The organism is Ectothiorhodospira lacustris, from assembly GCF_022227785.1.
Classification (GTDB): domain Bacteria; phylum Pseudomonadota; class Gammaproteobacteria; order Ectothiorhodospirales; family Ectothiorhodospiraceae; genus Ectothiorhodospira; species Ectothiorhodospira lacustris.
Map to the genome: position 1 here is coordinate 1 of NZ_JAJNQM010000095.1, position 11,032 is coordinate 11,032.

Here is an 11,032-nt window from a genome sequence, read left to right on the forward strand (position 1 = left end):
CAACTGGGAGCTGAATGTGGCCTATGTGCTGGCCAGCCCCCAGGGAGAACTGGGGCCTGTGCGACTGCGGGCGGCGATGAGCCTGGGGCTGTCCTATGCCTTCGGCAATCCGGCCTATGAGGATGGCCCCAAGGATGATCCGGAGCGGCGTTACCGTTTCCAGAATTACAATGGCTACGAAGTGGAGTGGGGGCTGGTGAGGTATCCTCAGTTGAGCTTCATCACCCGGGTACATCACCGGTCCGGGATCTATGGTGTGATTGCCCCTCGGCGGGTAGGCTCCAATTTCGTGACCTTCGGGCTGCGGTATCACTGGTAAACATCAGGATTGGATCCAACCCATGCGCAAAACCTTGCTCGTCACCGGCGGCGCCGGTTTCATCGGCTCCGCCGTGGTCCGTGAGCTGATCACATCCACCGATCACCGGGTGGTGGTGGTGGACAAGCTCACCTATGCGGGCAACCTGGAATCCCTGGCCCCCGTGGCCGACAGTGACCGCTATCACTTCATCCATGCCGACATCTGCGATGCCCGGGCCATGGCGGCGGCCTTTCGCGATCACGCGCCGGACATCGTCATGCACCTGGCGGCAGAGAGCCATGTGGATCGCTCCATCGACGGCCCGGCGGCCTTCATCGAGACCAACATCGTCGGTACCTATACCCTGCTGGAGGCCGCCCGCGGCTACTGGAAAGCCCTGCAGACCGACCGGCCCGACAAGGCCGACGGGTTCCGCTTCCATCACATCTCCACCGACGAGGTCTACGGCGACCTGGAAGGCCCGGACGGCTTGTTCACCGAAACCACGCCCTATGCCCCCAGTTCCCCCTACTCCGCCAGCAAGGCCGGTTCCGATCACTTGGTGAGGGCCTGGCAGCGCACCTACGGCCTGCCGACCCTGGTCACCAACTGCAGCAACAATTACGGTCCCTACCACTTCCCGGAAAAACTCATCCCGCTGATGATCCTCAATGCGCTGGCGGGCAAGCCCCTGCCGGTCTACGGCGACGGTGGTCAGATCCGCGACTGGCTGTATGTGGAGGACCACGCCCGCGCCCTGATCCTGGTGGCCTCCCAGGGGCAGCCCGGCGAGACCTACAACATCGGCGGCCATAATGAAAAGACCAACCTAGAAGTGGTGCATACCCTGTGTGACCTGCTGCAGACGGTGCAGCCCCCCGCCTTCGGGGGTCATTATCGAGACCTGATCACCTTCGTGCAGGACCGCCCCGGCCATGACCGGCGCTATGCCATCGATGCCGGCAAGATCGAGCGGGAACTGGGCTGGACACCCCGGGAGACCTTCGAATCCGGCCTGGGCAAGACGGTGCGGTGGTATCTGGACAACGCCTCCTGGTGGCAGCATGTGCTGGACGGCAGCTACCAGGGAGAACGACTGGGGACCGGCGTATGAACATCCTGATCCTGGGTGCCACCGGCCAGGTGGGTTTTGAACTGCTGCGGGCCCTGTCTCCGCTGGGATCGTTGATCGCTCCCACCCGTGCCCAACTGGACCTGTCCAGTCCGGATGCGGTGGCCGGGGCCTTGCGGGCCATCCGTCCGGAACTGATCGTCAACGCCGCTGCCTGGACGGCGGTGGACGCGGCCGAGACGCAGCGCGAGGCGGCCTTTCGCCTGAATGCCGAACTGCCGGAACAGCTGGCCTGCTTTGCCGCCATCGCCGGCATTCCACTGATCCACTATTCCAGTGACTATGTCTATCCCGGCGACGGGGATGCACCCTGGCGGGAAGACAGTCCCACCGGGCCCCTGTCCGTGTACGGGGAAAGCAAGCTGGCGGGGGATCAGGCGGTGATGGACGGCGGGGCCGCTCATCTGATCTTCCGCACCAGTTGGGTGTACAGCGCCCGGGGCAACAATTTCATGAAGACCATGCTGCGGCTGGGCCAGGAACGGGACAGCCTGAAGGTGGTGAATGATCAGATCGGCGCGCCGACCCCGGCCCGTCTGATTGCCGAGGTCACCGCCCTGGCGGTCTACCGGCGGCGGCTGGGGCGGGGCATCGAGGGGCTGTATCATCTGGCGCCCCATGGGGAGACCAGTTGGCATGGGTTTGCCTGCGAGATCTTCCGACGGGCGGCAGAGTCGGGGATGGCATTGAAACTCACCCCGGCCCAGGTGGCGGCGATCCCCAGCAGTGATTACCCCACCCCGGCACGGCGGCCGGGCAATTCGCGGTTGTGCGTGAAGAAGCTGGAGACCGATCTGGGCATCGAGCTACCCCACTGGGAGCCGCAGTTGTTGCTGACTCTAAGGGAGCTTTGACGACTCACCCTCCCTGCGAGCTGTAGCCCTTTTCTTCCCGCCCGGTTTCCGGCGGCTCACCGGCGCCCTGCTCCGCCAGACGCCCTTCCAGGGCGCGGATCGCGGCGTCGGTGGAGGGGAACATGAACCCCTCCCCCACCTGCTCATACAGACCGGTGCGCTTCATCACCTCCACCACCTGGGGCTTGAGACCGGCAAACACCAGACTGATGTCCCGGTTGCGCAGCCGCCAAATCAGATTGCGCACCACTTCCTCCCCCGAGGCATCCAGCTCATTGATCCCGGAGGCGATGATGATCACGTAACGGGCCTTGGGGTGACGCGCCAACAGGCCCAGCATGGCGTCTTCGAAATAGGGCACGTTGGCAAAGTACAGCGAACCGTCGAAACGAATGATGCAGATGCGCTCTTCCTCACCCTTGCCGTGGATGCGGGCATCCGCCAGGGTGCCCTCCGGGGTGCGGGCCAGTTCATACACCCGGGGATGCATGGTCCGGTACAGATACAGCACCAGGGCCAGACCGGCGCCGATCAGGATGCCCTTGTCCAGGCTCGGTGCCAGGGCCAGGGTGGCGGCAAAGGTGACCAGGGCCGCCATGCCGTCATGCCAGTGGGCCGCCCAGGACTGGCGCAACCCCCGCAGGTTCAGCAGGCTGGCCACGGCCATGATGATGATCCCCGCCAGCACCGCCTGGGGCAAATGGTACAGCCAGGGGGTGAAGAACAGGATCACCAGTAGCACCAGCAGGCCGGTGAAGATGGAGGACATGCCGGTACGCGCCCCGGAGGCCAGGTTGATGGCCGAGCGTGAGAAGGAACCGCTCACCGGATAGGCCTGACTGAAGCTGCCCACCACCTTGGCCAGCCCCTGGCCGATGAGTTCCTGGTTGGGGTCGATGCGCTGGCCGGTGCGGGTGGCCATGGCCTTGGCAATGGCGATGGCCTCGGTAAACCCCACCAGGGCGATGACGAAGGCAGTGCTCAGTAATGCCGTCACCATGTCCCAACTGAGCTGTGGCAGGGTCAGGGGCGGCAGGCCGGCGGCCACCTGCCCCACCACGTGACCCCCGCCATTGAGATGGATGAGATTGTCGCGCACGGCGGTGATGCGCCAGACGGGACCTTCCGGTGCCAGCCCCGGTGGCAGCTGATCGGCCAGGTAGAACCCCGGATGCTCGCCCCCGGCCCGGCGCAGGGGCAGCCCATGGAGTTCCCGCTGCAGGTGGCTGATGGTCTCGGCCCGACGCCGGCTGTCGTAGATGAGCACATCCACCTGATGGCGATGATTCAGGGCCTCCATGGGCGGCAGTTCGTCCAGGGTCTTTTTCAGGGTGCGGATCTGGGCATCCTCGGTCCTGAGTACCGTTTTCTGGGTATCGAGTTGGATCACCAGTTCCTGCACCTGGCCGGAGCGGATGTCTTGCAGGGTGATGGACTGGGTCTTCTCAAAACCGACGGCCCAGCTGATGACCGTGGCCATGACCACCACCACCAGCACCCCGGGCACCCGGGGAAAGCGCCGGCGCAGCCCCCACATGGCGAGCATCGCCCCCAGGCCCATGGCCAGGGTGGGCAGATGGGCCTGGGGGATCTGCATCAGCATGGCCCCGATGTCCTGCAGGAACACCCCGCCGGAGATCATGGGTACGCCGAGGATCTGGTTGACCTGGGAGAGCACGATGATGATGGCGGCGGCGTTGGTGAAACCGACGATGACCGGGTGGGAGATGAAGCTTACCAGGACCCCCAGTCGCAGTAGCCCCATGCCCAACTGCAACAGTCCCACCAGCAAGGCCAGGCTGATGGCCAGAGTGATGTATTCCATGGAGTCCGGGGCTGCCAGGGGGATCAGCGCCGAGGCGGTGAGCAGGGAGACGATGGCCGCCGGACCGGTGGCCAGTTGGCGGGAAGAGCCCCACAAGGCGGCCACCATCACCGGCAGGAAGGCGGCATAGAGTCCGTAGACGGCGGGCAGTCCCGCCAGCTGGGCATAGGCCATGGACTGGGGAATGAGCACCATGGCCACGGCCAAGCCCGCCATCAGGTCAGCCCGCAGGCTGCCGAGGGTCATGGGAAACCAGGTCAGGAAAGGAAACAGGCGTTTGAGGAGGGGCGAGGGGCTGGGGGGCATGGTCCTGAGAGGGTTGGATGCTCAGTTCATGCCAAAAAGTTTAACACTTATAACTCGTCACTTCCCGATAAAGCCTTTTTGGATGTTCTGCGTCAGTGATTCCTGGATCCCCAGACATCCCCAGGCCCTCAGGCGTCATTCCGGACCCTCAGGCGTCATTCCGGACCCAAAGAGGCCATTCCGGACCCTCAGGCGTCATTCCCGCCCCCATAGAAGTCATTCCCGCGAAAGCGGGAATCCAGGTCACAGACCGAAAACCCTGGGCTCCCGCTTTCGCGGGAGTGACAAGATTAGAGAGTTTCTCGTCACTCCCACACCCCGATTCATCACCCCCACCCTGGTTCGTCATTCCCGCGAAAGCGGGAATCCACGTCAGGGAATCCACCCTGATCCTCATTCAACAAACCATAAGCTATAACTTATACATACAATCATCATAATTGATTATCTATTATACCCATAGATCATGTAGTCTCTTTTCCATCGAGTTTCGGTACGCTTTACCCACGACCCGGCTTGACCCGGGACGTGGTTCAAAACATCAAGCCCAAAGGAGTCGATGATGGCAGTCAAGACCTACAGTGCCGGTGTGAAAGATTACCGCCAGACCTACTGGACCCCGGAATACACCCCCCGGGATACCGATATCCTCGCCTGCTTCAAGGTGACCCCGCAGCCGGGCGTGGATCGCGAGGAAGCCGCTGCCGCAGTGGCCGCCGAATCCTCCACCGGCACCTGGACCACCGTGTGGACCGATCTGCTCACCGACCTGGATCACTACAAGGGTCGCGCCTACCACATCGAGGACGTACCCGGTGACGATGAGTGCTTCTACGCCTTCATCGCCTACCCCATCGACCTGTTCGAGGAGGGCTCGGTGGTGAACGTGTTCACCTCCCTGGTGGGCAACGTGTTCGGTTTCAAAGCCGTGCGCGCCCTGCGTCTGGAAGACGTGCGCTTCCCCATCGCCTACGTGATGACCTGCGGCGGCCCGCCCCACGGTATCCAGGTGGAACGGGACATCATGAACAAGTACGGCCGGCCGCTGCTGGGCTGTACCATCAAGCCCAAACTGGGTCTGTCCGCCAAGAACTACGGCCGCGCCGTGTACGAATGTCTGCGCGGCGGCCTGGACTTCACCAAGGACGATGAAAACGTCAACTCCCAGCCGTTCATGCGCTGGCGCCAGCGCTTCGACTTCGTCATGGAGGCCATCAGCAAGGCCGAGATGGAGACCGGTGAGCGCAAGGGCCACTACCTGAACGTGACCGCCCCCACCCCGGAAGAGATGTACAAGCGGGCCGAGTACGCCAAGGAAATCGGCGCCCCCATCATCATGCACGACTACATCACCGGCGGTTTCTGCGCCAACACGGGTCTGGCCAACTGGTGCCGCGAGAACGGCATGCTGCTGCACATCCACCGCGCCATGCACGCGGTCATGGACCGGCATCCGCGCCACGGCATCCACTTCCGGGTATTGGCCAAGATCCTGCGCCTGTCCGGCGGCGACCACCTGCACACCGGCACCGTGGTGGGCAAGCTGGAAGGCGACCGCGCCGCCACCATGGGCTGGATCGACCTGCTGCGTGAATCCTATATCAAGGAAGACCGTTCCCGCGGCATCTTCTTCGATCAGGACTGGGGCTCCATGCCCGGCGTCTTCGCGGTGGCCTCCGGCGGCATCCACGTCTGGCACATGCCGGCCCTGGTCACCATCTTCGGCGACGACTCGGTGCTGCAGTTCGGTGGCGGCACCCTGGGCCATCCCTGGGGCAACGCCGCCGGCGCCTCCGCCAACCGGGTGGCCCTGGAGGCCTGCGTGCAGGCCCGCAACGAAGGACGTGAACTGGAGAAGGAAGGCAAGGACATCCTCACCGCCGCCGCCCAGCATAGCCCCGAACTCAAGATCGCCATGGAAACCTGGAAAGAGATCAAGTTCGAGTTCGATACCGTGGACAAGCTGGACGTGCAGCACCGCTGAGCGGCCTTGCCGGGGGCGGCCGTCGAGCCGCCCCGCCCCCCAGACACTGAACAGAGGATAAGACCATGTCCGAGATCCAGAGCTTCAATCAGTCCGAAAAGTACGAGACCTTCTCCTACCTGCCGCAGATGACCGCCGACCAGGTGCGCAAGCAGGTGGAATACATGATCAGCAAGGGCTGGAACCCGGCCATCGAACACAGCGAACCGGAAAATGCCTTCGGCTCCTTCTGGTACATGTGGAAGCTGCCCATGTTCGGCGAGCAGTCGGTGGATACGGTGCTGGCCGAAGTGGAGGCCTGCAAGAATGAGCATCCCGATCACCTGGTGCGCGTGATCGGCTATGACAACTTTGCCCAGTGCCAGGGAACGTCCTTCGTCGTCCATCGCGGCGAGTAGGCTTTCTCCTCACCCCAACCCCTCTCCCCTTGGGGGAGAGGGGCCTTGGTTCTCCGGGAGTGACTCATGCACGACATCATCCGCGATTATCAGATCAAGGAAGAACCCTACTACCGCGCCGTCAGCGATGAGGTGGCCTTGTACGAGGCCGCCTATGCCGTGCGCATGCCCATGATGCTCAAGGGTCCCACCGGCTGCGGCAAGACCCGCTTCGTGGAATACATGGCCTGGAAGCTGGGCAAGCCCCTGATCACCGTGGCCTGCAACGAGGATATGACCGCCTCGGATCTGGTGGGCCGCTACCTGCTGGATGCCGACGGCACCCGCTGGCAGGACGGCCCCCTCACCCTGGCCGCCCGGCACGGCGCCATCTGCTACTTGGACGAAGTGGTGGAGGCCCGTCAGGATACGGTGGTAGTGATCCATCCCCTCACCGACAACCGCCGGGTGCTGCCGCTGGAAAAGAAGGGCGAACTGGTGCGCGCCCATCCCGACTTCCAGCTGGTCATCTCCTACAACCCCGGCTACCAGAGCCTGATGAAGGATCTCAAGCAGTCCACCAAGCAGCGCTTCGGCGCCCTGGATTTCGAGTATCCGGAAGCGGATCTGGAGGCAGAGATCGTCGCTCACGAGACCGGTGTCTCCACCCAAGTGGCAAAGAAGCTGGTGAGCGTGGCGGAACGGGCCAGGAATCTGAAGGGCCATGGCCTGGATGAAGGCATCTCCACCCGCATGCTGGTCCATGCCGGCTCCCTGATCGCCCGCGACGTGGAGCCCCTGGCCGCCTGCCGCATGGCTCTGGTGCGTCCCCTCACCGACGATCCGGACATGCGCGACGCCCTGGACGCGGCGGTCACCACCTTTTTCTGATGCCCTGACGCGGGAAGAGGAGCAGGCCCATGAGCGTCCATCTGGAAGACTACCCCGAACTGCTGGAAGACCTGGGCGGCCATGCCGTCGAGGTGCTGGAATCGGCCTGGCAGGAAGCGGTGCGCAGCTTCAGCTCCGCGGGCCTGAAAAACTACTACATGGAAGGCGCCCGCGCCCTCCATGCCCTGGGCAAGGGCACCGAACCCGTGGCGGCCTTCGTCCAGGAAAGCCCCGTGGTGGCCCGGGAACTGGGGGAAGACGCAGTGATGGACCTGATCGAGGCCGTCATCAAGCTCTCGTCCAAGACCAGCGGTGCGGTCATCAGCCTGGTGATCGCCACCAGCCCGGTGGCCTCCCGGCGGCTGGCGGACCCCACCCTGTTCAAGGGCTATCTGCGCCTGCTGGACAATCTGGTGGCCCAAGTACCCCGGGGCGTACGGCCCATGCTGGAGCACCTGGACCCGCTGCTCACCCACCTCACCCTGGGCGGCTTGCGCCGCTGGGCCCTGTGGGGGGCCAAGGTCCATGGCCGGGATTTCAAGGCCCAGACCGCCTATTTCGGGCTGGAAACACCCGAATCCCGCTCGGTGTTCCAGAACGAACGGCGCGGCACCTTGTTCGTGGATGTGCAACGACGGATCAACATGTACCTGCGCGCCCTCTGGGCCAGGGACTTCTTCCTGCGCCCTACCAGCGGTGACTTCGAGTCCCGCGAGGGTGTGCGTCCCTTCATCGACGGCTTCACCCTCTACGTACCCGATGCCTATGACGACGCGTTCGGCATCAGCGGCCTGCAAATCTATCGGGCCACGGCCGCCCATGCGGCGGCCCACCTGGTCCACAGCCGCACCCGCATGCCGGCGGATAATCCCGGGGGCCTCACCGGCATGCTGGTGGGCTTGTTCGAGGATGCCCGGGTAGAGACCCTGGCCCTGGCCGTCTTCCCCGGCCTGCGCCAGCTCTGGGTGCCCATGCATGTGAGTGGCCCGGATGACGGTGACGGAACCACCGCCCTGCTGGGCCGCGCCGCACGCGCCCTGCTGGACCCCGACTACGCGGACCCGCACCCCTTCGTGCAACTGGCACGGGTGCAGTTCGACGCCGCCGCCACAGACCTGACCCGTCACGGTCTGGCCTGGGATCTGGCCCATCGGCTGGCCCCGGCCTTCCCTACCGACGAGCCTTTCAGCAGCCGCCATCATCACATTCCGGTGCTGTACCGGGATGACAACCGCTATATCTGGGCCCTGGGCGAGCAGGAGGATGTGGACCTGATCCGCCTCCGGGAGCAACCCCAGGTGCGGCGCAATGTCACCCTCATGGAGATGGTCAACGGCCTGGACGTGCCCTTTGCCGGGGATGATGCCCAGGAGATCTGGACCCTGAGCACGGAATTCTTCTGCGACGAGGAGGAGACCAGCCTCAACGAGCAGGAGGGCAAGCCGCCGGTATCACCCCCGTTCCATTACCCGGAATGGGATTACCAGATGCAACTGGAGCGTCCCCACTGGTGCACTCTGCTGGAACGCCGTCCCCGGGCCGGAGATCCGGCCGAGATCGACGCGGTGGCGCAGCGGCACAAACCGCTGATCAGCCGCATGAAATACCTGATCGAAGCCATGCAGCCCCAGGGGGTGCAGCGGTATCGGCGCCAGCCGGACGGGGATGAGCTGGATCTGAACGCGGCGGTGGAGTCCCTGGTGGATCTGCGCATGGGGCGGCAGCCGGACACCCGGGTGCATATCCGCACCGAGCGCAAGGTGAGGGACCTGTCGGTACTGGTGCTGATCGACCTGTCCGAATCCACCAACGACAAGGTGCGCGGCACCGACAACACGGTACTGGATCTGGCCCGGGAGGCCACGGCACTGCTGGCGGGGGCCTTGTCGAAGATCGGCGACCCCTTCGCCATTCACGGCTTTGATTCCGACGGCCGGCACGACGTGGAGTATTACCGGTTCAAGGATTTTGACGCCCCTTACGACGACACCGTGAAGGCCCGTCTGGCGGGGATGACCGGTCAGATGTCCACCCGTATGGGCACGGCGATCCGCCATGCCGGGGAGCATCTGCGGCGTCAGCCTTCACGCCGCAAGCTGTTGCTGATCGTGACGGACGGGGAACCGGCGGATACGGACGTGCGGGATCCCCAGTACCTGCGTCAGGATGCCAAACATGCGGTGGAGGAAGTGGCCAAACATGGGGTGTACAGTTTCTGCATGAGCCTGGACCCCCATGCGGATGACTATGTGGAGCGGATCTTCGGGGCGCGGCGCTACATGGTGGTGGATCATGTGGCGCGGCTGCCGGAGACGTTGCCGATGCTCTATGCCGGACTGACCCGATAAGGATTATACTTCGGGCATGACTCCCGAAAGCTTCGCCCTTCCCGCCTACTTCGATCTGGGCGCCGTCTTTGTCTTTGCCCTCTCCGGCGTGGTGGTCGCCATGCGCAAGGGCTACGACCTGATCGGCATGTTCTTTCTCGCCCTGGTCACCGGGGCGGGCGGCGGATTGCTGCGGGACGGGTTGTTCCTGCAACAGGGGCTGCCGGTGCTGCTCACCGACCCGGGCTACCTGGCCGCCATCGGCGCCGCCACCCTGATCGGACTGGTGTTCGGCGAACGGCCCTGGTACACCCGTCGCGGGGTGGCCATCATCGACGCCGCCGGGATCGGCGGCTTTGCCGTGGTAGGCATCGAACGCTCCCTGGAGGCCGGGTTGGGACTGCCCGCCGCCCTACTGGTGGGGGTGCTCAACGGCGTCGGCGGCAGCCTGATCCGGGACGTGATCGCCGGTGATCCGCCCCTGATCCTCAAGCCCGGTCAGTTCTATGCCCTGGCGGTCCTGGTGGGCGGCACCGCTTACCTGGCGATGACCCAGTGGCTGTCGGTGCCGGTGGTGGCGGCGGCCTGGGTGACGATCCTGATCACCTTTGCCCTGCGCATGGCGTCCATCGAATTCAACTGGAGTACCCGGGCGGTGCACCGGGAGGGCCTGGTACGGTACCTGAAGCGGCGCCGACCCTAATCCTTTCCGTCCCGCCGGCTTGCCTCGTTGCGCCGGCGCAGATCCAGCAACTTCTCCCGTATCCGGATCTCCAGGCCTCGCTCCACCGGCTGGTAATAACGGGGTTCCCCCATGCCGTCCGGAAAATAGCACTCTCCCGCAGCAAAACCATCCACCTCGTCATGGGCGTACCGGTAGCCCTTGCCATAATCCAGCGACTTCATCAGCCGGGTGGGTGCGTTGCGCAGATGCAGGGGCACTTCCAAGGTGCCCCGCTGCCGAACATCCGCCATGGCGGCCCCGAAGGCCGTATAGACCGCGTTGCTCTTGGCGGCGCAGGCCAGATAGATCAC

At 64.3% G+C, this 11,032-nt stretch carries 9 protein-coding genes and 1 pseudogene; 8 read left to right on the forward strand and 2 right to left on the reverse strand.

The window, feature by feature from the left end:
* The 3 genes and pseudogenes from LQ952_RS14065 to rfbD form a co-directional block, all read left to right on the forward strand.
* Positions 1-319 (forward strand): annotated as a pseudogene (locus LQ952_RS14065) (hypothetical protein); the annotation flags it as partial.
* Positions 320-341: 22 nt separating this feature from the next.
* Complete coding sequence (rfbB, locus tag LQ952_RS14070) at positions 342-1,415, forward strand: dTDP-glucose 4,6-dehydratase (protein ID WP_238623258.1); 1,074 nt, start codon at positions 342-344, stop codon at positions 1,413-1,415.
* The gene (gene rfbD / locus LQ952_RS14075) at positions 1,412-2,287 is read left to right on the forward strand and encodes a dTDP-4-dehydrorhamnose reductase (protein ID WP_238623259.1); all 876 of its coding nucleotides are present in this window, start codon (positions 1,412-1,414) and stop codon (positions 2,285-2,287) included. The genes rfbB and rfbD overlap by 4 nt, the downstream gene beginning before the upstream one ends.
* A 4-nt stretch (positions 2,288-2,291) precedes the next feature.
* Here rfbD and LQ952_RS14080 read toward each other — a convergent pair whose 3' ends face one another.
* Positions 2,292-4,418 carry a SulP family inorganic anion transporter gene (locus tag LQ952_RS14080; protein WP_238623260.1) on the reverse strand — a complete coding sequence of 709 codons (2,127 nt, stop codon included), beginning with the start codon at positions 4,416-4,418 and terminating at the stop codon, positions 2,292-2,294.
* 562 nt (positions 4,419-4,980) lie between these two features.
* Between LQ952_RS14080 and LQ952_RS14085 the strand changes: the two genes are divergently transcribed.
* The 5 genes from LQ952_RS14085 to LQ952_RS14105 all read left to right on the forward strand — a co-directional run bounded on the left by LQ952_RS14085 (position 4,981) and on the right by LQ952_RS14105 (position 10,700).
* A complete protein-coding gene (locus LQ952_RS14085) occupies positions 4,981-6,402 on the forward strand; it encodes a form I ribulose bisphosphate carboxylase large subunit (RefSeq protein ID WP_238623261.1) in 1,422 nt (473 codons plus the stop codon).
* A 65-nt stretch (positions 6,403-6,467) separates the two neighbouring features.
* Complete coding sequence (locus LQ952_RS14090) at positions 6,468-6,800, forward strand: ribulose bisphosphate carboxylase small subunit (RefSeq protein WP_238623262.1); 333 nt, start codon at positions 6,468-6,470, stop codon at positions 6,798-6,800.
* Positions 6,801-6,866: 66 nt separating this feature from the next.
* The gene (locus LQ952_RS14095; RefSeq protein ID WP_238623263.1) at positions 6,867-7,670 is read left to right on the forward strand and encodes a CbbQ/NirQ/NorQ/GpvN family protein; all 804 of its coding nucleotides are present in this window, start codon (positions 6,867-6,869) and stop codon (positions 7,668-7,670) included.
* A 29-nt stretch (positions 7,671-7,699) separates the two neighbouring features.
* Entirely contained in the window at positions 7,700-10,018 is a 2,319-nt protein-coding gene (locus tag LQ952_RS14100) for a nitric oxide reductase activation protein NorD (RefSeq protein ID WP_238623264.1), read from the forward strand.
* A 16-nt stretch (positions 10,019-10,034) separates the two neighbouring features.
* Positions 10,035-10,700 carry a trimeric intracellular cation channel family protein gene (locus tag LQ952_RS14105; protein ID WP_238617898.1) on the forward strand — a complete coding sequence of 222 codons (666 nt, stop codon included), beginning with the start codon at positions 10,035-10,037 and terminating at the stop codon, positions 10,698-10,700.
* On the opposite strand, the gene LQ952_RS14110 is transcribed toward LQ952_RS14105, so the two are convergent.
* Positions 10,697-11,032: AAA family ATPase (locus tag LQ952_RS14110; protein WP_488349782.1), on the reverse strand; the 336-nt coding region annotated here is incomplete at its 5' end. The genes LQ952_RS14105 and LQ952_RS14110 overlap by 4 nt on opposite strands.

Excerpts from the sequence above, each read along its gene's own strand:
- rfbB (WP_238623258.1), top strand. The coding sequence starts at position 342 with ATGCGCAAAACCTTGCTCGTCACCGGCGGCGCCGGTTTCATCGGCTCC.
- rfbD (WP_238623259.1), top strand. The coding sequence starts at position 1,412 with ATGAACATCCTGATCCTGGGTGCCACCGGCCAGGTGGGTTTTGAACTG.
- LQ952_RS14080 (WP_238623260.1), bottom strand. The coding sequence starts at position 4,418 with ATGCCCCCCAGCCCCTCGCCCCTCCTCAAACGCCTGTTTCCTTTCCTG.
- LQ952_RS14085 (WP_238623261.1), top strand. The coding sequence starts at position 4,981 with ATGGCAGTCAAGACCTACAGTGCCGGTGTGAAAGATTACCGCCAGACC.
- LQ952_RS14090 (WP_238623262.1), top strand. The coding sequence starts at position 6,468 with ATGTCCGAGATCCAGAGCTTCAATCAGTCCGAAAAGTACGAGACCTTC.
- LQ952_RS14095 (WP_238623263.1), top strand. The coding sequence starts at position 6,867 with ATGCACGACATCATCCGCGATTATCAGATCAAGGAAGAACCCTACTAC.
- LQ952_RS14100 (WP_238623264.1), top strand. The coding sequence starts at position 7,700 with ATGAGCGTCCATCTGGAAGACTACCCCGAACTGCTGGAAGACCTGGGC.
- LQ952_RS14105 (WP_238617898.1), top strand. The coding sequence starts at position 10,035 with ATGACTCCCGAAAGCTTCGCCCTTCCCGCCTACTTCGATCTGGGCGCC.